The sequence below is a fragment of the Thalassotalea sp. PP2-459 genome, from assembly GCF_001913705.1.
Taxonomy (GTDB): domain Bacteria; phylum Pseudomonadota; class Gammaproteobacteria; order Enterobacterales; family Alteromonadaceae; genus Thalassotalea_C; species Thalassotalea_C hakodatensis.
On the sequence record NZ_MKQD01000016.1, the window covers coordinates 40626 to 64484 of the forward strand.

The 23859-nt window shown below is 38.8% G+C and carries 34 protein-coding genes; 5 read left to right on the forward strand and 29 right to left on the reverse strand.

Annotated features, from left to right (window positions below; genetic code table 11):
- Nucleotides 1-2 precede the first annotated feature (2 nt).
- From rpsM to BI291_RS02680, 28 genes are all read right to left on the reverse strand, one after another.
- Nucleotides 3-359: a 30S ribosomal protein S13 gene (gene rpsM, locus BI291_RS02545; protein WP_074496179.1), complete on the reverse strand. Its 357-nt coding sequence runs from the start codon at nt 357-359 to the stop codon at nt 3-5.
- Nucleotides 360-486: 127 nt separating this feature from the next.
- Nucleotides 487-603, reverse strand: coding sequence for a 50S ribosomal protein L36 (gene rpmJ / locus BI291_RS02550; protein WP_074496180.1), 117 nt, complete (start codon nt 601-603; stop codon nt 487-489).
- A 30-nt stretch (nt 604-633) separates the two neighbouring features.
- Nucleotides 634-1959 (reverse strand): preprotein translocase subunit SecY, encoded by a 1326-nt coding sequence (gene secY / locus BI291_RS02555; RefSeq protein WP_074496181.1) that lies wholly within the window; start codon nt 1957-1959, stop codon nt 634-636.
- An 8-nt stretch (nt 1960-1967) separates the two neighbouring features.
- Nucleotides 1968-2402, reverse strand: coding sequence for a 50S ribosomal protein L15 (rplO, locus tag BI291_RS02560; RefSeq protein WP_074496182.1), 435 nt, complete (start codon nt 2400-2402; stop codon nt 1968-1970).
- Nucleotides 2403-2404: 2 nt separating this feature from the next.
- Nucleotides 2405-2584 carry a 50S ribosomal protein L30 gene (gene rpmD / locus BI291_RS02565; protein WP_074496183.1) on the reverse strand — a complete coding sequence of 60 codons (180 nt, stop codon included), beginning with the start codon at nt 2582-2584 and terminating at the stop codon, nt 2405-2407.
- A gap of 5 nt (nt 2585-2589) precedes the next feature.
- The gene (rpsE, locus tag BI291_RS02570) at nt 2590-3093 is read right to left on the reverse strand and encodes a 30S ribosomal protein S5 (RefSeq protein ID WP_074496184.1); all 504 of its coding nucleotides are present in this window, start codon (nt 3091-3093) and stop codon (nt 2590-2592) included.
- Between the two features lie 9 nt (nt 3094-3102).
- Nucleotides 3103-3456, reverse strand: a complete 354-nt coding sequence (rplR, locus tag BI291_RS02575) for a 50S ribosomal protein L18 (RefSeq protein ID WP_074496185.1) — start codon at nt 3454-3456, stop codon at nt 3103-3105.
- A 9-nt stretch (nt 3457-3465) separates the two neighbouring features.
- Nucleotides 3466-3999: a 50S ribosomal protein L6 gene (rplF, locus tag BI291_RS02580; RefSeq protein ID WP_074496186.1), complete on the reverse strand. Its 534-nt coding sequence runs from the start codon at nt 3997-3999 to the stop codon at nt 3466-3468.
- Between the two features lie 11 nt (nt 4000-4010).
- Nucleotides 4011-4406 (reverse strand): 30S ribosomal protein S8, encoded by a 396-nt coding sequence (rpsH, locus tag BI291_RS02585; protein WP_175573066.1) that lies wholly within the window; start codon nt 4404-4406, stop codon nt 4011-4013.
- Between the two features lie 13 nt (nt 4407-4419).
- Nucleotides 4420-4725, reverse strand: coding sequence for a 30S ribosomal protein S14 (gene rpsN / locus BI291_RS02590; protein WP_074496187.1), 306 nt, complete (start codon nt 4723-4725; stop codon nt 4420-4422).
- Between the two features lie 11 nt (nt 4726-4736).
- On the reverse strand, nt 4737-5276 hold the full coding sequence (gene rplE, locus BI291_RS02595; RefSeq protein ID WP_074496188.1) for a 50S ribosomal protein L5: 540 nt from the start codon (nt 5274-5276) through the stop codon (nt 4737-4739).
- Between the two features lie 18 nt (nt 5277-5294).
- A complete protein-coding gene (gene rplX, locus BI291_RS02600; protein ID WP_074496189.1) occupies nt 5295-5609 on the reverse strand; it encodes a 50S ribosomal protein L24 in 315 nt (104 codons plus the stop codon).
- A 12-nt stretch (nt 5610-5621) separates the two neighbouring features.
- The gene (rplN, locus tag BI291_RS02605) at nt 5622-5990 is read right to left on the reverse strand and encodes a 50S ribosomal protein L14 (protein WP_074496222.1); all 369 of its coding nucleotides are present in this window, start codon (nt 5988-5990) and stop codon (nt 5622-5624) included.
- Nucleotides 5991-6553: 563 nt separating this feature from the next.
- Nucleotides 6554-6802, reverse strand: coding sequence for a 30S ribosomal protein S17 (gene rpsQ / locus BI291_RS02610; protein ID WP_074496190.1), 249 nt, complete (start codon nt 6800-6802; stop codon nt 6554-6556).
- Complete coding sequence (rpmC, locus tag BI291_RS02615) at nt 6802-6993, reverse strand: 50S ribosomal protein L29 (protein WP_074496191.1); 192 nt, start codon at nt 6991-6993, stop codon at nt 6802-6804. The genes rpsQ and rpmC overlap by 1 nt, the downstream gene beginning before the upstream one ends.
- On the reverse strand, nt 6993-7406 hold the full coding sequence (gene rplP / locus BI291_RS02620; RefSeq protein ID WP_074496192.1) for a 50S ribosomal protein L16: 414 nt from the start codon (nt 7404-7406) through the stop codon (nt 6993-6995). Before rplP ends, rpmC begins: the two co-directional genes overlap by 1 nt.
- A gap of 10 nt (nt 7407-7416) precedes the next feature.
- On the reverse strand, nt 7417-8109 hold the full coding sequence (rpsC, locus tag BI291_RS02625; RefSeq protein WP_074496193.1) for a 30S ribosomal protein S3: 693 nt from the start codon (nt 8107-8109) through the stop codon (nt 7417-7419).
- A gap of 11 nt (nt 8110-8120) precedes the next feature.
- The gene (gene rplV / locus BI291_RS02630; RefSeq protein ID WP_074496194.1) at nt 8121-8453 is read right to left on the reverse strand and encodes a 50S ribosomal protein L22; all 333 of its coding nucleotides are present in this window, start codon (nt 8451-8453) and stop codon (nt 8121-8123) included.
- A gap of 11 nt (nt 8454-8464) precedes the next feature.
- Nucleotides 8465-8743, reverse strand: coding sequence for a 30S ribosomal protein S19 (gene rpsS, locus BI291_RS02635; RefSeq protein ID WP_074496195.1), 279 nt, complete (start codon nt 8741-8743; stop codon nt 8465-8467).
- 31 nt (nt 8744-8774) lie between these two features.
- Complete coding sequence (gene rplB / locus BI291_RS02640; RefSeq protein ID WP_074496196.1) at nt 8775-9599, reverse strand: 50S ribosomal protein L2; 825 nt, start codon at nt 9597-9599, stop codon at nt 8775-8777.
- A gap of 10 nt (nt 9600-9609) precedes the next feature.
- Nucleotides 9610-9912: a 50S ribosomal protein L23 gene (rplW, locus tag BI291_RS02645; RefSeq protein WP_074496197.1), complete on the reverse strand. Its 303-nt coding sequence runs from the start codon at nt 9910-9912 to the stop codon at nt 9610-9612.
- Complete coding sequence (gene rplD / locus BI291_RS02650) at nt 9909-10514, reverse strand: 50S ribosomal protein L4 (protein ID WP_074496198.1); 606 nt, start codon at nt 10512-10514, stop codon at nt 9909-9911. The genes rplW and rplD overlap by 4 nt, the downstream gene beginning before the upstream one ends.
- Before the next feature lie 18 nt (nt 10515-10532).
- On the reverse strand, nt 10533-11171 hold the full coding sequence (gene rplC / locus BI291_RS02655) for a 50S ribosomal protein L3 (RefSeq protein WP_074496199.1): 639 nt from the start codon (nt 11169-11171) through the stop codon (nt 10533-10535).
- Between the two features lie 15 nt (nt 11172-11186).
- A complete protein-coding gene (gene rpsJ, locus BI291_RS02660) occupies nt 11187-11498 on the reverse strand; it encodes a 30S ribosomal protein S10 (protein WP_074496200.1) in 312 nt (103 codons plus the stop codon).
- A gap of 218 nt (nt 11499-11716) precedes the next feature.
- On the reverse strand, nt 11717-13246 hold the full coding sequence (locus tag BI291_RS02665) for a PDZ domain-containing protein (protein WP_074496201.1): 1530 nt from the start codon (nt 13244-13246) through the stop codon (nt 11717-11719).
- Nucleotides 13247-13508: 262 nt separating this feature from the next.
- Entirely contained in the window at nt 13509-15134 is a 1626-nt protein-coding gene (locus BI291_RS02670; protein ID WP_074496202.1) for a PDZ domain-containing protein, read from the reverse strand.
- Nucleotides 15124-15591, reverse strand: coding sequence for a hypothetical protein (locus BI291_RS02675; protein ID WP_139302538.1), 468 nt, complete (start codon nt 15589-15591; stop codon nt 15124-15126). The genes BI291_RS02670 and BI291_RS02675 overlap by 11 nt, the downstream gene beginning before the upstream one ends.
- Complete coding sequence (locus tag BI291_RS02680; RefSeq protein ID WP_074496204.1) at nt 15581-16117, reverse strand: RNA polymerase sigma factor; 537 nt, start codon at nt 16115-16117, stop codon at nt 15581-15583. The genes BI291_RS02675 and BI291_RS02680 overlap by 11 nt, the downstream gene beginning before the upstream one ends.
- A gap of 344 nt (nt 16118-16461) precedes the next feature.
- Between BI291_RS02680 and fusA the strand changes: the two genes are divergently transcribed.
- The 3 genes from fusA to BI291_RS02695 all read left to right on the forward strand — a co-directional run bounded on the left by fusA (nt 16462) and on the right by BI291_RS02695 (nt 20481).
- On the forward strand, nt 16462-18552 hold the full coding sequence (gene fusA / locus BI291_RS02685) for an elongation factor G (protein ID WP_074496205.1): 2091 nt from the start codon (nt 16462-16464) through the stop codon (nt 18550-18552).
- Nucleotides 18553-18851: 299 nt separating this feature from the next.
- Nucleotides 18852-20099 carry an HlyD family secretion protein gene (locus BI291_RS02690; protein WP_074496206.1) on the forward strand — a complete coding sequence of 416 codons (1248 nt, stop codon included), beginning with the start codon at nt 18852-18854 and terminating at the stop codon, nt 20097-20099.
- A gap of 4 nt (nt 20100-20103) precedes the next feature.
- On the forward strand, nt 20104-20481 hold the full coding sequence (locus BI291_RS02695; RefSeq protein ID WP_074496207.1) for a hypothetical protein: 378 nt from the start codon (nt 20104-20106) through the stop codon (nt 20479-20481).
- A gap of 207 nt (nt 20482-20688) precedes the next feature.
- Here the strand turns inward: BI291_RS02695 and BI291_RS18665 are convergent, their stop codons facing one another.
- A complete protein-coding gene (locus BI291_RS18665) occupies nt 20689-20817 on the reverse strand; it encodes a hypothetical protein (RefSeq protein ID WP_303046023.1) in 129 nt (42 codons plus the stop codon).
- A 128-nt stretch (nt 20818-20945) separates the two neighbouring features.
- On the opposite strand from BI291_RS18665, the gene BI291_RS02700 reads away from it, so the two are divergent.
- Both BI291_RS02700 and BI291_RS02705 read left to right on the forward strand, forming a co-directional pair.
- Nucleotides 20946-23093 carry a peptidase domain-containing ABC transporter gene (locus BI291_RS02700; protein WP_074496208.1) on the forward strand — a complete coding sequence of 716 codons (2148 nt, stop codon included), beginning with the start codon at nt 20946-20948 and terminating at the stop codon, nt 23091-23093.
- A 292-nt stretch (nt 23094-23385) separates the two neighbouring features.
- A complete protein-coding gene (locus tag BI291_RS02705) occupies nt 23386-23565 on the forward strand; it encodes a hypothetical protein (RefSeq protein WP_074496209.1) in 180 nt (59 codons plus the stop codon).
- Nucleotides 23566-23859 lie beyond the last annotated feature (294 nt).

The window sequence follows — 23859 nt, forward strand, 5'->3', positions numbered from 1 at the left end:
CGCTACTTCTTGATAGGTTTGCGAGGACCTTTACGGGTACGCGCATTTGTTTTCGTGCGCTGACCACGTAGAGGTAGACTGCGACGGTGGCGTATACCACGGAAACAACCTAGGTCCATCAAACGTTTGATGTTCATTGAAACTTCACGGCGTAAGTCACCTTCTACAGTGTACTTATCCACTTCTGCACGAAGCAAATCGATTTGTGCTTCGTCTAATTCACTGATCTTTGTAGATTCTGCGATACCAGTTGACACGCAAATTGCTTTTGCGCGTGTTGCTCCGATACCGTAAATCGCAGTAAGGGCAATTACTGCATGTTTACGATCAGGGATGTTAATGCCAGCGATACGGGCCACTAACACATCTCCTATATTTAATTAATTAATAACCACAGGTTGAAAAGCCCGTTAGGATACTCAACCCGCCCATCTTTTGCAAATTAAAGTGTCACTAATTCGTAAAATCAATGACACTTCAAAAAGATTAACCTTGGCGTTGCTTATGCTTAGGGTCGGTCTTGCAAATTACTCGAACAACACCAGCACGTTTAACAACTTTGCAGTTACGGCAAATCTTTTTTACGGATGCACGAACTTTCATTTTCTACTCCGTTAATTAACGTCAGCAAGCTTATCGGCCATAGCCTTTAAGGTTTGCTTTCTTAAGTACGCTGTCATATTGATGAGACATCAAATGCGTTTGTACTTGAGCCATAAAGTCCATAATAACAACAACAATGATCAGTAACGATGTTCCACCGAAGTAAAACTGTACATCCCATGCAATCATCATAAACTCAGGAACCAAACAGATAAAGGTAATATAAAGCGCACCTGTTAAGGTTAAGCGTGTCATTACTTTATCTATATACTTTGACGTTTGTTCACCAGGACGAATCCCAGGAATAAACGCACCAGATTTTTTCAGGTTATCTGCGGTTTCACGCGGATTAAATACCAATGCCGTGTAAAAGAAACAGAAAAATATTATCGCAGCAGCAAGTAGCATAACATATAGCGGTTGACCTGGAGAAATCGCAATTGATAACTCCTGAAGTACGTCCGCTATCATACCTTCACCTTGGCCAAACCAACTCGCAATAGAGCCAGGGAATAGCAAGATACTAGAAGCAAATATAGGTGGTATAACACCCGCCATATTTACTTTAAGTGGTAAATGCGTACTTTGTGCAGCAAACACTTTTCTACCTTGTTGACGTTTAGCGTAGTTAACAACGATACGACGTTGCCCACGTTCAACAAAAACAACAAAAAATGTTACTGCAAACACAATTACTGCAATCAGCAATAATACTAAAATGTTAATTTCACCTTGACGCGCCATCTCAGCTGTTTGACCAACAGCAGAAGGCATACCAGCAACAATACCAGCAAATATCAAAATTGAGATACCGTTACCAATACCTCGTTCTGTGATTTGCTCACCTAACCACATTAAAAACATGGTGCCAGTGACTAGCGATACAACAGCGGTAAAGTAAAAACCAAACCCTGCATCCATTACCAAACCAGGCATCATACCCGGTAAGCTTTTGGCTATCGCTATTGATTGTACTGTTGCAAGTACTAAAGTACCGTAGCGCGTATATTGACTTATTTTTCTACGCCCTGCTTCACCTTCTTTTTTAAGCTCTGCCATTGTCGGGTGAATCACCGTTAATAGCTGCATAATAATTGAAGCTGAAATATAAGGCATAATACCTAGAGCCAATACAGAGGCACGCTCAAGTGCACCACCAGAGAACATGTTAAACATTTCTACAATGGTGCCCTTTTGTTGTTCAAACAACTGAGCTAATACAGCGGCGTCAATACCAGGGATTGGCACAAATGATCCTAGTCTAAACACAATAAGTGCTAATAGTACGAACCATAATCTTTGTTTCAGTTCAGACAATCCGCCTGAACCTTTGTTATCCATTCCTGGTGTAGCCATAACCTGTATTATTCCTCGATCTTGCCACCAGCAGCTTCAATAGCTGCACGAGCACCTTTAGTAACACCTAAACCACGAATTGTAACAGGCTTAGTGATTTCGCCCGAAAGCATAACCTTAACTGTTTCAATGTTACGTGTGATTAAGTTCGCATTTTTAAGCGCGTAAATATCTACAACATCTGCATCTACATTGTTTAATTCGTGTAAACGAACTTCAGCATGTACTAATGCTTTGCGAGACGTAAAACCGAACTTCGGTAAACGTTGTTTTAATGGCATTTGACCGCCTTCAAAACCTGGACGAACACTACCACCAGAACGTGACTTCTGACCTTTGTGCCCGCGACCAGCTGTTTTACCTAAGCCAGAACCAATACCACGACCTACGCGTTTCTTGGCTTTTTTAGCGCCTGGTGCAGGAGATAAAGTATTTAAATGCATTATTAATCCTCCACCTTAATCATGTAATGTACTTGATTGATCATACCACGTACAGATGGAGTATCTTCTAACTCAACTGTATGATTGATACGACGTAAACCAAGACCTTTCAATGTAGCTCTATGTTTCGGTAAACGACCGATAGAACTTTTAACTTGAGTTACTTTAACTGTTTTAGCCATGGTAATTACCCCAAGATCTCTTCAACGCTTTTACCACGCTTAGCTGCAACAGTTGCTGGCGATTTCATATTCGCTAGCGCTGAAACAGTAGCACGTACTACGTTGATTGGGTTAGTAGAACCGTATGCTTTAGACAATACGTTCTGTACGCCTGCAACTTCTAGTACTGCACGCATCGCGCCACCGGCGATGATACCTGTACCTTCTGACGCAGGTTGCATGTAAACTTTAGAACCAGAATGACGACCCTTAATAGGGTGTTGAAGAGTTGTACCCTTCAAGTCAATGGTTACTAAGTTACGACGAGCCTTTTCCATTGCTTTTTGGATAGCAGCAGGCACTTCACGTGCTTTACCGTAACCAAAACCAACGCGGCCATTACCATCACCAACTACTGTTAGTGCTGTGAAACTGAAAATACGACCACCTTTAACCACTTTTGACACGCGGTTAACAGCAATCAATTTCTCAGCTAAATCACTTTGTTGTGTGTTTTCTACATTAGCCATCATAAACTCCTAGAACTGAAGGCCAGCTTCACGAGCTGCTTCAGCTAACGCTTTCACGCGACCGTGGTAACGGAAACCTGAACGATCAAATGCTACTGACTCTACGCCTTTAGCTTTTGCACGTTCTGCGATTGCTTTGCCAACAGCTTCAGCTGCAGCAATGTTACCTGTTTTTTCAACTTGTGCTTTCACTTCTTTATCTAAAGTTGAAGCTGATGCTAAAACTTCAGAACCAGTTGGAGCGATAAGTTGCGCGTAAATATGACGAGGAGTACGGTGAACGACTAAACGATTCGCACCCAACTCGCTGATTTTTGCACGTGCACGCTTTGCACGGCGTAAACGAGATGTTTTCTTATCCATCGTATTACCCTACTTCTTCTTAGCTTCTTTACGGCGTACATGTTCATCGCTATAACGAATACCTTTACCTTTATAAGGCTCAGGCTTACGATATGCACGAATGTTCGCTGCAACTTGACCTATCAACTGTTTGTTAGCACTTTTCAGTACAATTTCAGTCTGACTAGGAGTCTCACATGTAACCCCTTCAGGGATTGCATGATCTACTGGGTGTGAAAAGCCTAAAGAAAGGTTTAACACCTTACCAGCAGCTTTTGCACGGTAACCAACACCGTTAAGAATCAATTTCTTTTCGAAACCTTTGCTCACGCCAACAACCATATTGTTGATGTTAGCACGTGCAGTTCCGGCTTGAGTCCATGCTTCTTTACTTTCTGCAGCTACGTCTGTCTTGATAAAGTTTTCTTCTTGAGAAACTGTAACAAGACCATGAATAGTTGTAGATAGTTCTCCAACAGGACCTTTAACTGTGATGTCTTGGCCTGATAACGTAACAGTAACGCCAGCAGGAACTTCGACAAGTGCTTTTGCAACACGAGACATAATTTAGCTCCTTACGCTACTGTACCAAGGATTTCGCCACCTAGACCCGCTTTACGAGCGTCGCGATCCGCCATCAAACCTTTAGAAGTAGAAACGATAGCGATACCCATACCAGCTAGTACTTTAGGAAGCTCAGTAGCTCCTTTATAAACACGTAGGCCAGGACGAGAAACACGTTTAATTGTTTCGATTACTTCTTTACCTTCAAAATATTTCAATTCTACAGTTAATTCTGGTTTTACATCACCAGACACTGAATAATCTGAAATAAAACCTTCTTCTTTAAGCAAGTTAGCAATAGCAACTTTAAGCTTAGAAGATGGCATTGTTACTGCAGCCTTTGCTGCAGATTGACCGTTGCGGATGCGTGTAAACATGTCCGCGATAGGATCAGTCATCATAACCATTTACTCCCGTGAATTACCAACTAGCTTTCTTAAGACCAGGAACTTCACCGCGCATCATGTGCTCACGTAATTGAATACGGCTAAGGCCGAACTTACGTAAGTAACCATGTGGACGACCCGTCACGTTACAACGATTACGTTGACGTGATGAACTTGAGTCACGTGGTAAAGTTTGAAGTTTTAAAACGGCATCCCAACGCTCTTCTTCAGAAGAGTTAACGCTTGAGATGATTTCTTTTAAAGCACGACGCTTTTCAGCGTACTTTGCAACTAGTTTAGTGCGATTTGCTTCACGAGCTTTCATTGACGATTTAGCCATAACTCTACACCTTATTTCTTGAACGGAAAGTTAAAGGCAGTCAGCAAAGCATGACCTTCTTCATTAGATTGCGCAGTAGTAGTGATAGTAATATCCATACCACGAATCTTATCGATTTTATCATAATCGATTTCTGGGAAGATGATTTGCTCTTTCACGCCCATGCTATAATTACCACGACCATCGAACGACTTAGGGTTCAAGCCGCGGAAATCACGAATACGAGGAACTGAAATAGAGATTAAACGCTCTAAAAATTCCCACATTCTTTCGCCGCGTAAAGTTACTTTTGCGCCAATAGGATAGCCTTCACGGATCTTAAAGCCAGCAACAGATTTGCGTGCTTTAGTGATCAGAGGCTTTTGACCTGAGATTGCAGTAAGATCATTTGTGGCAGCTTCTAAAACCTTTTTATCGGCAATTGCTTCACCAACACCCATATTAAGGGTGATCTTTTCAATCCGAGGGACTTGCATGACACTTTTGTAATCAAACTTCTTTTGAAGTTCAGCTACAACTGTATCTTTGTAAAAATCATGCAGTTTCGCCATCGTTTACTCCAATTAAAATTAAACTAATTCGTTATTAGATTTGAAAAAACGAACTTTCTTGCCGTCTTCAATTCTAAAACCAACACGATCTGCCTTGCCAGTAGCAGGGTTTACGATCGCAACATTAGATACGTTTATAGGTGCTTCTTTTTCTACGATGCCACCAGCTTGCTGTAACTGAGGTACAGGCTTCTGATGCTTCTTAACTAAGTTAACACCTTCTACAAATACTTTGCTGTCTTCAACAAGAACTTTAGTAACTTTACCAGTTTTGCCCTTGTCTTTACCTGCAAGTACGATTACTTCATCATCACGACGAATCTTATTTGCCATTATCGTGACTCCTTATAGTACTTCTGGTGCAAGTGACACGATTTTCATGAACTTTTCAGTTCTTAATTCACGTGTTACCGGCCCGAAAATACGAGTACCAATTGGCTGTAAATTTGCATTAAGCATTACAGCCGCGTTGCCGTCAAAGCGAATGGCTGAGCCATCCTGGCGACGAACGCCCTTTTTAGTGCGCACCACTACCGCATTTAGTACATCACCTTTTTTTACTTTGCCGCGAGGAATTGCTTCCTTCACTGCAACTTTGATGACGTCACCTATGCGTGCATAGCGACGGTGCGAGCCACCAAGGACCTTAATACATTGCACGCGTCGAGCGCCACTGTTATCAGCAACGTCTAGCTGTGTTTGCATTTGGATCATTTTATGTGCTCCGCTGTTATAAAATTCAAGGCCAGAAATTTGACCCGTCACTGCCTTTAAAACCCATCCGTTATTCGGAGGGCGCGAGATTATAACACCACTTATTTCAAAATGGTACTTTAAATAAACAATTTTCTTTACTGTAGCTGAGAAAATTTAAGGCGTGCTTTTTGAAAGTTATTTCTATGTCATTTATAGCGCAGGTATGCGCGATTTACTTTCCGAAAAAATCATTAAATTAACGTTTACTCTCTTTATCAATTGTATGAATTTCCATCCGATTAACACCCTCAATACTTACAGATATTATGGTAATTTTATGAATACCTATCAAAGAGATAGTGATGATTAACCTTAGTTTCAACCCCTGAGTAATAATACCAATTAAGTGGTCACGTACATTTATCGTTCAAGGAAAATAAATATGAATAAATTTTTAAGGCATAGCCTTTTAATGAGAATTAGTGATTAAAAATAGAAGGTTTTCTATTTAACAAAAAAAAGGCTCTGCTATTACTAGCAGAGCCTTTTATATTGTACTTATTGTGATGTTAAATCAGCAATTACGCTTTTTCAACTACGTCTACTAATGTCCAAGATTTACTCTTAGAAATAGGAGCACATTCACGAATAGTTACAATATCACCCGCATTACATACGTTAGCTTCATCATGTGCTTTCAACTTAGTTGAACGCGAAATGAACTTACCGTAGATAGGGTGCTTAACACGACGCTCAATCAGGACAGTGATAGACTTATCCATTTTGTCACTGATTACACGACCTTGTAGTGTACGAATTTTATCGCTCATTACTTACCAGCCTTCTCAGTTATGATAGTCTTAACACGTGCAATATTGCGACGTACCGTTTTTAGCAAGTGAGTTTGTGCTAACTGACCTGTGCTTGCTTGCATGCGATAGTTAAACTGTTCGCGCATAAGCTCAAGTAATTCAGCATTTAACTCTTCAATGCTTTTGTCTTTTAATTCGCTAGCTTTCATTACATCACCGTTCTAGTTACGAAGGTTGTTTTGAACGGAAGTTTAGCTGCTGCTAAAGCAAATGCTTCACGCGCTAACTCTTCTGATACACCTTCCATTTCATAAAGAACACGACCTGGTAGAATTTGACATACCCAATATTCCACAGAACCTTTACCTTTACCCATACGAACCTCAAGAGGCTTCTTGGTAATTGGTTTGTCTGGGAATACACGGATCCAGATTTTACCTTGACGCTTAACGTGACGTGTCATTGCACGACGTGCCGCTTCAATCTGACGAGCAGTCATACGACCACGCTCTACAGATTTAAGGCCGTAAGTACCGAAGCTTACAGTGCTACCAGTGTTCGCAAGACCACGGTTACGCAATTTAAATTGCTTACGGAATTTAGTACGTTTTGGTTGTAACATTACTTATCCCCTACTTGCTCTTGCGGTTGTTTCTTTTCTTAGGTTTAGCTGGGGCTTCTACCTGTGCAGGCATACCACCAATTACTTCACCTTTAAAGATCCAAACTTTAATACCGATTACACCATAAGTAGTGTCAGCACGTGCAATTGAATAATCAATATCTGCACGTAAAGTGTGAAGAGGTACACGACCTTCACGATACCACTCTGAACGAGCAATATCTGCGCCGCCTAAACGACCGCTAACTTCTACTTTGATACCCTTAGCACCTAAACGCATAGCGTTTTGAACAGCACGTTTCATTGCACGACGGAACATAACACGACGCTCTAATTGGCTCGCGATGCTGTCAGCAACTAATTGTGAATCCATTTCTGGCTTACGTACTTCTGCAATATTAATTTGTGCAGGTACACCAGCAATTTTAGATACTTTTACACGTAATTTTTCTACGTCTTCGCCTTTCTTACCGATAACAACACCAGGACGAGCCGTGTGAATTGTTACGCGGATAGATTTAGCTGGACGCTCAATCACGATTTTTGATAATGATGCACGCTTAAGTTTTTCAGATAAGTATGCACGAACTAAATGATCGCCGTGTAAGTTATCTGCAAACTCTTTGCTACTTGCAAACCAAGTAGACGCGAAAGGTTTAGTGATACCTAAGCGAATACCATTTGGATGGACTTTTTGACCCATTCTAATATCTCCTAGCTATCAGCAACAATCACAGTAATGTGACTTGTACGCTTCAGGATACGATCCGCGCGACCTTTCGCACGAGGCTTAATACGCTTCATTGTAGGACCATCGTCAACCATAATGGTTTTAACGAATAAATCATCAATGTCTGCACCTTCGTTATGCTCTGCGTTAGCAATTGCTGAGTTAAGTACTTTCTTTACTAATACAGCAGCACCTTTGTTGCTGTATTCTAAGATTTCCAAAGCTTTCTCAACATGCAAGCCGCGGATTTGATCCACAACTAAACGTGCTTTTTGAGCAGAACCACGGGCAAATTTATGTTTAGCAATAGCTTCCATTTAACTTCCCCTTACTTCTTCTTCGCTTTCTTATCAGCAGCATGGCCGCGATAAGTACGTGTTGGTGCAAATTCACCCAATTTGTGACCGATCATTTCTTCGGTAACAAATACAGGAACGTGTTGACGACCATTATGGACAGCGATAGTCAATCCAATCATATTAGGTATGATCATTGAGCGACGGGACCAAGTTTTGATTGGCTTTTTATTCCCGCTTTCCACCGCTTTCTCTACCTTCGTCAACAAGTGTAGGTCAATAAAAGGACCTTTCTTGAGAGAACGTGGCATGGTGATTCCTCTTTAATTAATTAAGCACTAATTACTTAGTACGACGACGTACGATAAATTTATCTGTACGCTTGTTCTTACGAGTCTTATAACCCTTAGTTGGTACACCCCAAGGAGATACCGGGTGACGACCGCCTGAAGTTTTACCTTCACCACCACCGTGAGGGTGATCAACTGGGTTCATGGCTACACCACGAACTGTTGGGCGAACACCACGCCAACGATTAGCACCAGCTTTACCCAGAGAGCGAAGCATGTGTTCAGCGTTGCCGATTTCACCTAAAGTTGCACGACAATCTGCTTCTACTTTGCGCATTTCGCCTGAGCGAAGACGTAAAGTTACATAAGCACCGTCTTTTGCAACTAACTGAGCGTAAGTACCCGCCGCACGAGCGATTTGAGCACCTTTGCCAGGCTTAAGTTCAATTGCGTGTACAACACTACCTAATGGTGCGTTGCGCAATGGTAATGTATTACCTGCTTTAATCGGTGCATCTGCACCAGACTGTACTGCATCACCAGCTTTTAGGCCTTTTGGCGCTAAAATATAACGACGCTCACCGTCTGCATATAATACTAATGCAATATTAGCTGAACGGTTTGGATCATATTCCACACGTTCTACTTTTGCAGGGATACCATCTTTAGTACGCTTAAAGTCGATTACACGATAATGATGCTTATGACCACCACCAACGTGACGAACAGTAATACGGCCCGTGTTATTACGACCACCAGACTTAGAGTTTTTCTCTAAAAGAGGTGCGTAAGGCTTACCTTTATATAGGTCCGGGTTAGTCACTTTTATTACGTGGCGACGACCCGGAGAAGTTGGTTTACATTTAACAACTGCCATTTTGCTTCTCCTATGCTTCTGCGCCAACGAAGTCGATGTCACTACCTTCAGCAAGAGTTACATAAGCTTTTTTCCAGTCACTACGACGGCCCATACGAGCTCCCGTGCGCTTAGCTTTACCCTTAACATTTAAAGTACGAACACCGTCAACTTTTACGTCGAAAAGTTTCTCTACTGCCGCTTTGATTTCAGCTTTCTTAGCATCAGTGGCTACTTTGAAAACAATCGTGTTGTTTGCTTCTGCAGTCAATGTTGCTTTTTCAGAAATGTTTGGTGCTAAAAGCACTTTTAACAAACGTTCTTCGCTTATCATGCTAACATCTCCTCGATTTGCTTAACCGCGTCAGCAGTCATTAATACTTTTTCGAAACCAACTAAAGAAACAGGGTCAATCGCTTGTACGTCAACTACGTCAACTTTGTATAAGTTACGAGCAGAAAGGAATAAATTCTCATCTACTTCTGGTGTAACAATTAATACATCTTTAAGCTCTAAACCTTTTAACTTAGACACTAAGTCTTTCGTTTTAGGTGTATCAACTGAGAAGTCATTTACAATCACTAAACGTTCTTGGCGTACTAACTCAGATAAGATGCTTTTGATCGCACCACGATACATTTTACGGTTTACTTTTTGGCTGTGATCTTGAGGACGAGCAGCAAATGTAACGCCACCTGTTCTCCAAATTGGACCACGAGTTGTACCAGCACGCGCGCGACCAGTACCCTTTTGACGCCATGGCTTCTTGCCACCACCGCTAACTTCAGAACGGTTCTTTTGCTTAACAGTACCTTGACGAGCACCTGCTGCATATGCAACAACTACTTGGTGTACCAAAGCTTCGTTGAACTCACGTCCAAAAGTTGCTTCTGAAACTTCAAGAGCGCCTGACGCGTCTTTTAATGCTAATTCCATCAAAATTCTCCTCAGACGTTAGGCTTTTACAGCTGGCTTGATGATTATGTCAGCGTTAACGTGACCCGGAACTGCACCTTTAATAAGAAGCAAGTTACGTTCAGCATCTACGCGAACTAATTCAAGGTTTTGAGTAGTAACTTTCTCAGCACCCATGTGACCAGACATTTTTTTGCCTTTAAATACGCGACCTGGTGTTTGACATTGACCGATTGAACCGTTTGAACGGTGAGACAATGAATTACCATGAGTCATATCTTGAGTACGGAAATTCCAACGCTTAATACCGCCTTGGAAACCTTTACCCTTTGATGTGCCTGTCACGTCAACTAAATTTGTGTCGTTGAAAATCTCAACTGTGATTTCACTACCAGCAGCTAAATCAGCACCTTCACCGTTGTTTAAACGGAATTCCCACAAACCACGACCAGCTTCGATACCTGCTTTCGCAAAGTGACCTGCTGTAGGTTTGTTAACACGGTTGGCTTTTTTAGTACCCGTAGTAACTTGAATCGCTGAATAACCGTCGTTGTCTACAGTTTTTACCTGAGCAACTCGGTTGGCTTCAACTTCTAGGACTGTAACTGGAGTAGATGCGCCATCTTCAGTGAAGATACGAGTCATACCAACTTTACGTCCGACTAGACCGATAGTCATGTCTAAAACCCCCTATTAACCCAAGCTAATTTGAACGTCGACACCAGCTGCTAAGTCTAAACGCATTAATGCATCAACAGTCTTATCAGTAGGTTCTACGATATCAATTAAACGCTTGTGAGTACGGATTTCGTACTGATCACGCGCATCTTTGTTAACGTGTGGAGAAATCAAAATAGTGAAACGCTCTTTGCGCGTAGGTAATGGAATTGGACCACGAACCTGTGCACCAGTACGTTTAGCAGTATCAACGATTTCTGCTGTAGATTGATCAATCAAACGATGATCAAACGCTTTCAAACGAATGCGAATTCTTTGATTTGACATTTATCAAATCCCCTAATAAAAGAACGAACAAAGTACAGCCCATCTCCTTTCTTATTGAGAAAGGGGGGAGTACCGATTAAATCATTCAACTCCAAATCGGAGTTGCTGTTATTTCTTGCGTAGCTTAAAAAATAAGAACGCTCCTGAAGACATTGTCAATCAGGAGCGCGTATTATACTTGAGAAGATAAATTAATCAAGTGTTTTATGAGGAAGAACTTAATTACCAGTCGTAGGGGTAGTAACTGGCGCAGCCTTGTCTAGAGCGCGTTGATAAGCTTCAGCGCTTCGAGAGCTTTCACGGAATTTAGCTTTAAATTTATTAGAATCAAAATCTTTCATTGCGGTTATTCCTGACGACGCGTTCCTCAACAAACGTTCGGTAGCATTAGCTCTAGCGTAGTCTAATGTCAATTCAAATTGAGGAAACTTACGAGGCCTAAAATTTGATTCAATTGTTTTTAGCTTACCGTTTCGAATAACTTCATAAGAAAATTTCTGCCCAACTCTTAATTCTTGAATAGCCTGGTCTAACTCTGAAAAGCGATTAGTTGAAAACGTTTTTCCATTTATTGATACCCATTTGTCTCCCTTTTGTAAACCAATATTATCAGAAAGCCCGTTAGAATATACATTCTTAGCAATTAACGCATATCCATCTTCTAATTTTTCTACGGATGCTTGCATTCCTAAACTACCATCGTATGCAGCATCTACCTTTAACTCGTAAGCTTTACTTAACATACCGTTGTCATTTAGACTCTCTTTTATCTCTTCAAGTAAAACCGCGATTTGGGCACTTAAATTTGATGGCAGGTCAATACTGTTAACTAAATTGGTATCATTATTATCTATTGTGTATTTTATTTGTGGTAATACACTAGGATTGTAATTTGTAGTAATCTGTTGGTCATTACCATTTCTAACAACTGTTATTTCCGTACTCTCGCCGTAATAAAGCGATCCGATATATGCATAAAGTGCGGCTGTATCATTGTTCCCTAATTTATCTTTTCCTACTTTAACAATAACATCGCCATTTTGTATTCCTAAGCTTTGTGCAATGGAACCACCAACAACACGGTTAACTTTCAAGCCACCTTTGTTATAGCTTTTATCAAATACAAAGCCGGGTAACCGAGTAATATTCGATTTAATGACATTAGACTCAGGTAACCCATTTACTAAATGGTACATTTCAATCTCAGACATTAGCATTCTAAGTTTCGTTAGTAGAGGTGATTCTATACCTAAGTACTCACTTTCAAACTCGTAACTATCAGCGCCTACAAATTTACCTTCAATCTCACACTGCTTCTCTGTTACCGATACTAACGAAATTTTGTCAGCCTTTTCAGCATTGAAAATAAAATTATATTTCTTATTTGGCTCTATAGTCATTTCAAACAAATGATTAATCGCATTTTTTTCAAATGACACAGCTTCACTGTTTTCATCCACATAAATTTGACGACCTCTAAACTCCAAGGCTGTCAATTCACGATATAGGTTTCTTGGCCATTCTGCGATAGAAATAAGAAAGCGTCCCTCTGGCAATTGATAGTTGCCCCTCAAACCCGCATCGATCCGTTGCGTTTTAAATTTATCTAGTACTTTCGTATCATTTACACCAACTAGTTCAACAATTTTATCACTATCACTAGACGAAAAATTGATACTTGCACATGAATCAGCAAGACTTGAGGTGCTGTACATCACTAATGCAGCAATAATTAATCTTAATTTCATACTATTTACCTTCCTTTTTATTTAAGCCTTTCTTGTTGTAGTTAATTTTGCACTTGAACGTTGAGATCTAATTATCCAACTAGTCGTTGCACTTATTTATAACGTTCCTTGATATATCTTATTTTTTGCCATTGAAGTCGTTTTGTATTTCTATTGCATACCATTAATTTGCTATACCTTTAACCCTGAGGTTTACAATAAAACTCACATCAAACTCGTAATCTCCATTAGTTAGAACGCACTTTCTGGTTTATTTTTACTGCTAATTCCCTTTTGATTGATTTCCAGCACTTGAACCTGTAACACTAGAGTCTGTACTACGAGAAGAAGTTCTATCCGTCAAACTAGGTCTGTCGTCTCTTCGGTATATACCTGTTCGAAGGTACCTACTATTATAATGATATATCGTACCTAACCGTTTCTTTTTCAGCTTGGCGTAATCTGAATATGTATGTTTGGAGAGCATCGCAACCATTCGGTATTGAGACTTAAGATCTAACGAAAAAGTAAAGCCAGGTAGTTTTGTAGGTTCATATGTAACTGTACGACTTTGTGGTTCACTATTTTCTAAAACATTTAAACTAAAAGTATCGTTAGGCTGCAAAGACTTAATGACTTGATCTAACGTTGTTAAATTTTCACTACTGAATTGTTTATTATTAACACCTATTAGTTTGTCGCCTACTTTGATACCAGCTTTATCAGCCATCGAGTTTTCATTTACAGCATCAATTTCAAAAGCATAACTACCATTAGGCAATTTAGAAATATTGCCAAAAGCACCTAGTGAAATATCCAAAACAGGAGGTGCATTAAATTGAATAATATCTATATCGCTTAGATCATCACGGTTGTTAAAGCTATCCAATAACGTATTGACCATTCTTTCAAGACTAGCCTCTAGGCCCTTAGGTAATTTACTATTGTTAACAACGTTACCTGATTCGTTATTTGTATTCGCTAAGTTGTAACTAATACTTGGATATATAGTAGGCAAAAAAGGTTTCTTTATTTGGGTAATATCTCCTCTTCTCTTCAATGTAAAATCTAATTCACCTAAAACACCTGCTTCCAACAAATAATAAGAAAGCTGTTTGATAAAAGCTTGCTTATCAATAAGCTTACCTTGTATATGTGTTAATATATCACCAGATCTAAAGCCTATGTCTTGCGCAACAGAATAGGGTGTGACTGTTAATAACCTAATGCCTTTTCCATTAAAGCTTTTATCAAGTGTGATGCCGAGTTCATCGTTAGCATATGCAGTGATCGTATTACTCAAAGATAGATTATTGTCATCGTGATAACGCTTAAGCTCAAGCATCAATCGCCGCATAGGCATTTCAACTTGAGCCGGTATATTCATGACATGTACTTTCCTGTCAGCATTCAAATTACCTTTTTTACCCACAAACGTATTGTCAACCTTACAGTCGATAGTCTCTTTGCTTATTTCTTTAAGCGCATAACCGCCATTGCCATTCTGTTGTAATGCATATTTGTAATGAAAATTAGCCTTTAACGATATGACTGCGTAACCGACTTCACTCATCGAGTTTTCATGTTTTTTAACTTCAGAGTCATAACTGTTGAAAAACGTCTCATAGGCAATGTATCTATTTCTAAATCCACGTTTCAAAAGCTTTTTATCCCAGAGGATATAAGAAATATCATAATCACCTGCTGGCAACGTATATTCGCTTTCAAGTGCCGCTTTTGCTCTTGATTTTTTTAGCACATCAACAACCCTTACTTGATTTACACTCAATAGCTCAACTGACTTAGATGACTTTTCTGGAATAAAAGATACTATTGCGCAACTTTCCTCGCCATAGGTATTCAATGCAGTAAAATAACTCATTAAGAATGCTGCATAGCTAAATCGCATAGGTAGACTCCTTAATCTCAGTAATAGTCATAGACTCAATTAATCGTTTTCTTTCTTTTAACAACGAAATCTTTTCTTTAATACTAGTGACAGTGTTGAGTTGCCTATCGATAGCTTGAAGTTCAACTATATTGCTTGCGTTAATAAAACGTACTTTATTCTCTTGTAAAAACACATCTTCTAATGACGCATTTAATGTAATCATCAGATCTAATTCTTTTTTCATGACATGATGTTGCCAACTAAAAAAACTTACTGCGCATACAAAAGCAGAAGCCACTGCAAAAGTAGGTAACCAAGTACGATAATTGTACTTAGTTTTGCGAGTTTCTAATGTGTCATTAATTCTATTCCAGACTGCCTCTGGCGGAACGACATTTCGCAGAGACAAAGCATTTTCTCTTAATGCTTCGACTATTTGCTTATCATTCGTGTCGTTTTCTATATTATTCATCATTTATCGCCTTTGAGAGCTGAGAATGCTTTATTTTGTTTAATGCTCTTGAAACAATCGACTTTGAGTAGCTCTTAGATGCGCCACTGAGCTCTGCAATCTCCTGATGGCTATATTGTTCAACTATATATAACCATATGATTACTCGTTCTTTTGGAGTTAATTGTTCAAACAACTTCAAAAGTAATTGTTCATTGTCCAACTCCATCATAAAGTCAGTTGAAGTTGTGAAGAGTTCAACTTCAACTTTATCGTCAAAGCGCTGAAATTTTCTTACATGATCAATTGTAAGATTTAGTGCAATACGCTTTAACCATGCTGCAAATTTTGACCCTTGTTTAAAAGTATGGATATTTTCATAAACTTTAATAAAAACGTCGTGAAGTAAATCTTGCGTTAATACTTCATCATTCGTTATTGCGCGAATTATTGAATACAACTGAGCCCCATAAACGCGATAGCATTTTTCAAGTGCTTTTTTATCGCCTTTTCTTAGTCCTACTACTAACTCTTCATTCCATAGAGACAAACTCAAGTACTCCAACAAGGTACAATTTTTATTTTCTTTCCCTAATATAAACGTATTAACGATTAAAAAGGTCGCAGAAAAATATAAAATTTATTTCTTAATCATTTAGGATAAATAAAAAGTCTTATTTTCACGTATTTTGATCGTAACAATCGACCTAGGTTAGAATAAGTATTCATACTCGACATGATATTGTTATTACCTACTTTTTATCTTAAAAAACATATATTAAGTAAATCAATTTACTTAATAGCTCACAATTTTCTAACGATAGTTATTTTTGTTTAACGTAACTTCTGGTATACTCGCGCGGTTTTTATTCACTAACCCTTTAGAGCAAAGCAATGTCAGATTTAAGCAAATACAGAAATATTGGTATTTTCGCTCACGTTGATGCTGGTAAAACCACAACAACTGAACGAATTTTGAAACTTACAGGTAAAATCCATAAACTTGGTGAAGTTCACGATGGTGAATCTACTACAGACTTCATGGAACAAGAAGCTGAGCGCGGTATTACTATCCAATCAGCTGCAGTAACATGTGAGTGGAAAAAGCACCGTTTTAACGTAATTGACACTCCTGGTCACGTTGATTTCACCGTTGAAGTATATCGTTCATTAAAAGTGCTTGATGGTGGTATTGGTGTATTCTGTGGTTCTGGTGGTGTAGAGCCGCAATCAGAAACTAACTGGCGCTATGCTAACGAATCAAAAGTAGCTCGTTTAATATTTGTAAACAAGCTTGACCGTTTAGGTGCAGATTTCTACCGTGTTAAAGACCAAGTAAAAAATGTACTTGGTGCACGCCCACTTGTCATGACTTTACCAATCGGTGAAGAAGATGACTTCGTTGGCGTTGTCGATGTTTTATCTCAAAAAGCGTACATTTGGGATGATTCAGGTCAACCTGAAAATTATGAAATACAAGATATTCCTGCCGATATGGTAGACGACGCTGCAATGTATCGTGAAGAATTAATCGAAACTGCTCTAGAAGCAGATGAAGATTTATTAATGGAATACTTAGAGGGTGAAATTACCCCTACTGAAGAACAAATCAAAGCATGTATTCGTAAGGGTACAAATGAGCTAATGTTCTTCCCAACATACTGTGGTTCTGCATTTAAGAACAAAGGTATGCAGCTTCTTCTTGATGCTGTTGTTGACTACTTACCAGCACCAACAGAAGTTCCACCTCAGCCGTTAACGGATGAAGAAGGTGAACCAACAGGCGAATTCGCTATTGTTGATGCTGATAAAGAACCGTTCCGTGCATTAGCGTTTAAAATTATGGATGATCGTTTTGGTGCCCTTACGTTCGTACGTATCTATTCAGGTCGTATCAAGAAAGGTGACACTGTACTTAACTCATTCACAGGCAAAACAGAACGTATCGGCCGTATGGTTGAGATGCAAGCTGATGATCGTACCGAGTTAACAGAAGCACAAGCGGGTGACATTTTAGCAATCGTTGGTATGAAGAATGTTCAAACAGGTCACACACTATGTGACGTTAAGAACCCTTGTACACTAGAAGCAATGGTATTCCCAGAACCAGTAATCTCAATTGCTGTAGCACCTAAAGATAAAGGTTCAACTGAGAAAATGGGTATTGCTATTGGTAAGATGGTTGCTGAAGATCCTTCTTTCCAAGTTGAAACAGATGAAGATTCAGGTGAGACCATCCTTAAAGGTATGGGTGAGCTTCACTTAGATATCAAAGTAGACATCTTGAAGCGTACTTACGGTGTTGAACTTGAAGTAGGTAAGCCACAAGTAGCATACCGTGAAACAATCACACAAGAGATTGAAGATTCTTATACGCATAAGAAACAATCTGGTGGTTCTGGTCAATTCGGTAAAATTGATTACCGCATCAAGCCAGGCGAGCAAAACTCAGGTTTCGTATTCAAATCAACTGTTGTTGGTGGTAACGTTCCTAAAGAATTCTTCCCTGCCATTGAAAAAGGCTTCAAGGGCATGATGGATGAAGGTGTTCTTGCTGGTTTCCCTGTATTAGATGTAGAAGTTGAATTATTCGACGGTGGTTTCCACGCGGTGGATTCATCAGCTGTTGCATTCGAAATCGCCGCTAAAGGCGCATTCCGTCAGTCAATTCCAAAAGCAGGTGCACAATTACTTGAACCGGTAATGAAAGTTGATGTGTATACTCCTGAAGACAACGTAGGTGACGTAATTGGTGACCTTAACCGTCGTCGTGGTATGATCAAAGACCAAGAAGCTGGCACTACAGGTGTTCGCATTAAAGGTGACGTACCACTTTCTGAGATGTTCGGTTACATTGGACACTTACGTACAATCACTTCAGGTCGTGGTCAATTCTCTATGGAATTCAGCCACTACTCAGCTTGTCCAAGCAATGTAGCTGAAGAAGTAATTGCTGAAGCAAAAGCACGTAAAGACGCTAAGTAATTTAGCCCTTTAACGCTTTTTGAAAAGCCTCGCTCATGCGGGGCTTTTTTATGTGCTTTGTCTTATTCTAAAGTTTCACACAACACTTTAATTTGCCATAAACGTTAAATAAATCCGCACAATATATTCACAACATTAATACAACCTTCCATTATTTTTATAAATATCAATAAAATAGAATTAATTATATTTTTCTTCGTTTAACACCACTTGCCCATTGAATATTAGCTATCTACCTTAATTTGACAGCAGGGATCACATGAGCCCGCGATAACAGTTTTAGCGATTAAGGAAGATAGGTGTCACAATTATTTAGAAAACAAGCGGTAGATGCACAAGGACAGCGCCTCGTGGGCTCAGTCACCTTAGCACAACCCATCCCTCTTAAACTGACCGTGTTAGTCATTTCGATTACAGTGTTAGTTACCTTAATATTTCTGTTCAATGCCGAATATACAAGGAAAGAAACTGTTATAGGTTTTTTAAGGCCTAATAAAGGGCTCATCAAAAGCTTCTCAGAAAAAACCGGCACAATCAAAGAAGTACTAGTATCGGCAGGGCAGTTAGTCGAGAAAGGAACCCCTTTAGTATCTATCGTCAGCAACAGAGCCTTAGAAAATGGTGACGATGTTAATCAACAACTGATTAAAGACGTTGAACTACAAATAAGCCTTCAAAGCCAAGAACTCTCTGAGTTACCTCTGTTAGAAAAACGTTCAACTGATGAATTAAATCAGCAAATAGTATTAGCACATCAATCATTAGTGGCACTACAAGCACAGAAAGCGTTAATAGATGAAAAATTAGCATTGTTAGAAAAGCAAACATTGCAACTAACGTCACTACATCAAAAAGGATATATTTCAACTCTCGATATACAACAACAACGCGAACGGCATTTAACAGTCAAACAAGAGTCAGAGCAGTTAGTGACATCACAAGTTAGCTTACATCAAAAAATTAGCCAATTAGAAAACCAGCAACTTTCACAACCATTTGAATTCGCTTCCAAACGCAGAATATTACAGCAACGTATTTCTACCTTTAATAGTCAATTAACTAACATCAAAAATAACTTTAGTCATGTGGTTAAGGCGACGCATAGTGGCATTGTTACCGATATTCATATTTTACCCGGCGAAACGCTGAATAAAATCAGGCCACTTTTAACTATATTGCCACACAACTCATCATTAATTGCAGAGCTTATGCTCCCTACGCGTTCAGCAGGCTTTATTGGGGAAGGAGATAAAACTTATTTGCGATTTGATGCTTTTCCACACCAACGCTTTGGTTTTATTACCGGAAAAGTCACTCGAGTAGATAATGCATTGATCACCCAACAAGATGTCAATTTTCCAATCAGTATAACCGAGCCAGTATACCGCCTTCAGGCAAAGTTAAATAAACAGTTCATCGATGTTTACGATAAAAAACTACCGTTAAAAAGTGGCATGATGTTTCAAGCAGATATTGTACTTGATAAACGATCTTTATTTGAGTGGGTTATTGATCCAATTCTCAGCGTTAAAGGAAAATTAAGGTAAGCATATGTTGGCAAAACACTCATATATGGCATACGCCTTATTAAAATTAAAAACACTTATTGTTGATACCCCTTTGAAGGTTTCATTACTTACTGGTCAATTATTGATTGCATGTATCTTTTTATTCCATGGGAATAATCCTTTACTTGTGCTATCTGCTAGCCTGTTAGTGATCAGTAGTATTTTAATTATATATTCAATAAAGCGTAATTCCCCATTATTTTTTTCATTAAGCGAAGCCGCTACATGTTGTACATTTGTTTTATTCTTTACTGCTGTTTCTGATCTAATGCTACATGGCTTTTGGCTTTTCTATAGCGTGTTATTAGTACTGTATATGTACTTTATTCAGCTGATAAAAGTAATAGAAGAGGATCAATAATCATGATGAATTTCAGCGTCAGCTATCGTGTAAATCATCTATTAAACAGCATATTTCTTTTGCTTGTTGTTAGCCTGCTATCTCCTGAAAATAGTATGTACTTTATTTGTATTGGTGTTTGGTTAACGCTTAGCTTACTTGATGTATTTCTAATCTATCGAAATGCCAATATATTATTATTTTCACGCATGAGTGAGAACGAATTTATTATTCACCACCGCACAGGGAAGATGACTTACCTGCCAAAGGCAAGTCTGTATGTTCAACGATATCTATGTTTTTACCGAATATATTTAGCCAACGAGCAATTAACTCAAAGGTTTTATTTTCTTTCATGTCCAAATTTCAAAATTGATTTCGCACCAATTAACTATAGCAGCCTAAAAGATCTGCTTATTGCAGGCGAATAGCAATAACACATAAGTAAGAGCATTGAGTCACACATTAATAAGGGATTTAATTAAATGGATTTAGCTGCAAATACCACTCAATTACTTGAGTTTTCAACGAAAAAAAGAGTGCCGCTAATATTACAAGCAGAAGTTGCTGAGTGTGGTTTAGCTGCAATTGCAATGGTGGCATCGTATTTTGGTCACCAACTAGATATGCAAGCTATGCGAAGTCGCTTCTCAGCTAACCTAAAAGGAATGAATTTACAGCAACTTATTGAACTGTCGGACAGTTTAGGATTAGCAAGTAGGCCATTGCAATGCCCATTAGAAGATATTAACAAGCTTAATTTACCCTGTATTTTACATTGGGATATGAACCACTTTGTTGTACTAACCAAAATAGCGAAAAATAAGTTTTATATTAATGACCCAGCTCTGGGTAAGCGTGTTTACTCTAAAGAAGAATTTAGTCAGCATTTTACCGGTATAGCACTAGAGCTTTCTCCAACCTCAAAATTTGAAGCACGCATTGAGCATCAAAAAATGCGAATTTCACAATTGTGGAGTAATATCACAGGCCTGAAATCAGCCTTGTTGAAGCTATTATGTCTCTCATTGTTTTTACAAATTTTTTCACTCATGACTCCGTATTACATGCAATGGGTAGTGGATGAAGTACTCATTAGTTACGACAAATCATTATTGGTTGTTCTTGCTTTCGGATTTGCACTACTAGCGATCGTAACTGTAGTTACAAATACCATTAGAAGTTGGTTAATTTTACGTTTATCGAGCATGCTTAATATGCAAATGGGCGTTAACTTACTTCGCCATTTATTGCGCTTACCAATGAATTACTTTGAGTCGAGACATATCGGTGATGTTGTTTCTCGCTTTGGTTCCCTTAATCAAGTGCGAGAAAGAATGACTACTGGCATAGTAGAGACAACGGTTGATGGGCTGATGTCAGTTATCGTACTTGTTATGATGCTAATGTACTCTATTAAGCTCACCTTAATCGTGCTTTCTGCAATAGCACTGTATATTATTTTCCGGGTATCTTTATACCAACCCCTCCATAGAGCAACAGAAGATTCCATTCAAAATTCAGCAAAAGAACAAAGTAATTTTTTAGAAAATATAAGGGGCATACAAACTATTAAGCTGTTCGGCAACGAAGCGCAGCGTCAAGGTATCTGGCAAAATCGATTTGCCGAAGTTATTAATGCCGATATTCACCTTGGAAAGTTAAAAATTGGTTTTGAAAACTTCAACAAAGCATTGTTCGGTTTAGAAAATGTATTAGTTATTTATTTTGCTGCAACAGCAGTTATGGGGAGTGAGTTATCTATCGGTATGGTATTAGCCTTCATTGCATATAAGGGACAGTTAACGCAAAGCATCACAAACCTTATAGAACAACTGATTCAATTTAAAATGATGCGCCTACACTTAGACAGAATTGCTGATATTGCATTATCAAAGACAGAAAAACACCGGGAATCTTCATTTCCTATAAAGCAAGAAATGCAAGAACATGCTGGAGAGCTTCGTTTAGAAAATGTTTGCTTTTGTTATAATAACGATGAACCGCCCATCATTAATAATTTAACTTTTACTATAAATTCTGGGGATTGCATCGCCATCACTGGTGCTTCTGGCTCAGGTAAATCTACTTTGATTAAGCTGATGTTAGGCTTACTTTCCCCAACTTCTGGAAAGATATTTTTCAATAATCAAGATATTACACAAATAGGGCTTAAAAACTACCGTAAAATTATTGCTGCGGTTATGCAAAATGACACACTATTAGCAGGCTCTATTGCTGATAATATTTCCTTTTTCGACCCTGAGCCAAACTATTTAAAAGTAGAACAATGCGCACAATTAGCCGCCATTCATCAAGATATTTGCCAGATGACCATGGGCTATAATGCACTCGTTGGTGATATGGGTGCTTGCTTATCAGGCGGTCAGCAACAACGAATCCTACTCGCAAGAGCATTATACAAAAAGCCCAGTATTCTTTTCTTAGATGAAGCAACGAGTCATCTAGACAGCGAAAACGAAATTAAAATATGTGAAAAAATCCAAGACTTATCGATGACTAGGGTCATGATTGCTCATCGACCAGACACCATTAAACATGCAAAAAAGGTATTAACATTAACCAATGGCCTACTCGAAGATATATCACAACAGCATTTGCAAATCGGTTAAATAACGGTTTTGCATTTACACCTGATGGGCAACAGCCTTATCAATTTAGTTAACCGAATAACCGAAAATAAAAGGAGTTTTATAATAAAAACTGTAAGTAAAGAAAATTTTCATGACGTCACTGGAGGTAATAGATATGCCAACCTTAAAAATGACATCAGAGTGAGAATTCAATCTTTACACATATATAAAGTAATTATTAATACGTGTGGCTATGTCAAGCCTCAACGTAAATTACACTATTAGATAACACTTTACATACTTAACCAAATAATTTTATAAGGATTTTAAAATGACTAATATAGATAGATCACAATGGACAAAGATTATCGGCGGTAATAATACAACTCAGCCACATCACCTAGGCTTTACTGCTAATCAAGCATTACCAAGTCCTGCACTTCGACTTCCGGAAGACTACGATCCGAAAACTCCAATTAACGGCGATATTTTATCTGCCTTTAAGCGTTGATTTCATAAGTTTACGTTGGTGAATGAACCAGTATAAAGTCAGTGAATGTGAATGACCTTCCATTTATTGACTTTACACAAACCTCCCCCTTCTCTGGATGTTTTATAGAAAAGCTTTTTGAAAAGAACGTACAACAAGATTAAAATTTAAGTGGTTCTAATTTTATTTTTATGAAAAAAAACCAAAACCCGCAAATTTACCAATTTGTGACCAAAACAATGGGAGTATCATTAATGATACTCGGCCTCTTTATACACATTCGTTATAGCTTACTGCTTCTGGCTATAAATTGTA

Bases quoted from the DNA above. Each gene is read 5' to 3' on its own strand.
- rplV (WP_074496194.1), bottom strand. From the start codon at position 8,453: ATGGAAGCTATTGCTAAACATAAATTTGCCCGTGGTTCTGCTCAAAAA.
- BI291_RS02665 (WP_074496201.1), bottom strand. From the start codon at position 13,246: ATGAAATTAAGATTAATTATTGCTGCATTAGTGATGTACAGCACCTCA.
- BI291_RS02695 (WP_074496207.1), top strand. From the start codon at position 20,104: ATGTTGGCAAAACACTCATATATGGCATACGCCTTATTAAAATTAAAA.
- rplR (WP_074496185.1), bottom strand. From the start codon at position 3,456: ATGGATAAGAAAACATCTCGTTTACGCCGTGCAAAGCGTGCACGTGCA.
- BI291_RS02670 (WP_074496202.1), bottom strand. From the start codon at position 15,134: ATGCGATTTAGCTATGCAGCATTCTTAATGAGTTATTTTACTGCATTG.
- rpmJ (WP_074496180.1), bottom strand. From the start codon at position 603: ATGAAAGTTCGTGCATCCGTAAAAAAGATTTGCCGTAACTGCAAAGTT.
- rpsC (WP_074496193.1), bottom strand. From the start codon at position 8,109: ATGGGTCAAAAAGTCCATCCAAATGGTATTCGCTTAGGTATCACTAAA.
- rplD (WP_074496198.1), bottom strand. From the start codon at position 10,514: ATGGAATTAGCATTAAAAGACGCGTCAGGCGCTCTTGAAGTTTCAGAA.
- BI291_RS02675 (WP_139302538.1), bottom strand. From the start codon at position 15,591: ATGATGAATAATATAGAAAACGACACGAATGATAAGCAAATAGTCGAA.
- rpsN (WP_074496187.1), bottom strand. From the start codon at position 4,725: ATGGCTAAATCGTCAATGAAAGCTCGTGAAGCAAATCGCACTAAACTA.
- rplN (WP_074496222.1), bottom strand. From the start codon at position 5,990: ATGATCCAAATGCAAACACAGCTAGACGTTGCTGATAACAGTGGCGCT.
- rpsH (WP_175573066.1), bottom strand. From the start codon at position 4,406: ATGGTTATGATGACTGATCCTATCGCGGACATGTTTACACGCATCCGC.
- rpsE (WP_074496184.1), bottom strand. From the start codon at position 3,093: ATGGCTAATGTAGAAAACACACAACAAAGTGATTTAGCTGAGAAATTG.
- rplB (WP_074496196.1), bottom strand. From the start codon at position 9,599: ATGGCAGTTGTTAAATGTAAACCAACTTCTCCGGGTCGTCGCCACGTA.
- rplE (WP_074496188.1), bottom strand. From the start codon at position 5,276: ATGGCGAAACTGCATGATTTTTACAAAGATACAGTTGTAGCTGAACTT.
- fusA (WP_074496205.1), top strand. From the start codon at position 16,462: ATGTCAGATTTAAGCAAATACAGAAATATTGGTATTTTCGCTCACGTT.
- rplW (WP_074496197.1), bottom strand. From the start codon at position 9,912: ATGATAAGCGAAGAACGTTTGTTAAAAGTGCTTTTAGCACCAAACATT.
- rpmC (WP_074496191.1), bottom strand. From the start codon at position 6,993: ATGAAAGCTAGCGAATTAAAAGACAAAAGCATTGAAGAGTTAAATGCT.
- secY (WP_074496181.1), bottom strand. From the start codon at position 1,959: ATGGCTACACCAGGAATGGATAACAAAGGTTCAGGCGGATTGTCTGAA.
- rpsJ (WP_074496200.1), bottom strand. From the start codon at position 11,498: ATGTCAAATCAAAGAATTCGCATTCGTTTGAAAGCGTTTGATCATCGT.
- BI291_RS02700 (WP_074496208.1), top strand. From the start codon at position 20,946: ATGGATTTAGCTGCAAATACCACTCAATTACTTGAGTTTTCAACGAAA.
- rpsS (WP_074496195.1), bottom strand. From the start codon at position 8,743: ATGCCACGTTCTCTCAAGAAAGGTCCTTTTATTGACCTACACTTGTTG.
- rplO (WP_074496182.1), bottom strand. From the start codon at position 2,402: ATGCATTTAAATACTTTATCTCCTGCACCAGGCGCTAAAAAAGCCAAG.
- rplX (WP_074496189.1), bottom strand. From the start codon at position 5,609: ATGGCAAATAAGATTCGTCGTGATGATGAAGTAATCGTACTTGCAGGT.
- rplC (WP_074496199.1), bottom strand. From the start codon at position 11,171: ATGACTATCGGTCTAGTCGGACGTAAAGTTGGTATGACTCGTATCTTC.
- BI291_RS02705 (WP_074496209.1), top strand. From the start codon at position 23,386: ATGACTAATATAGATAGATCACAATGGACAAAGATTATCGGCGGTAAT.
- rplF (WP_074496186.1), bottom strand. From the start codon at position 3,999: ATGTCTCGTGTTGCAAAAGCACTTGTCGAAGTTCCTGCTGGCGTTACT.
- BI291_RS18665 (WP_303046023.1), bottom strand. From the start codon at position 20,817: ATGAAAGAAAATAAAACCTTTGAGTTAATTGCTCGTTGGCTAAATATA.
- rpmD (WP_074496183.1), bottom strand. From the start codon at position 2,584: ATGGCTAAAACAGTTAAAGTAACTCAAGTTAAAAGTTCTATCGGTCGT.
- rpsQ (WP_074496190.1), bottom strand. From the start codon at position 6,802: ATGAGCGATAAAATTCGTACACTACAAGGTCGTGTAATCAGTGACAAA.
- rplP (WP_074496192.1), bottom strand. From the start codon at position 7,406: ATGTTACAACCAAAACGTACTAAATTCCGTAAGCAATTTAAATTGCGT.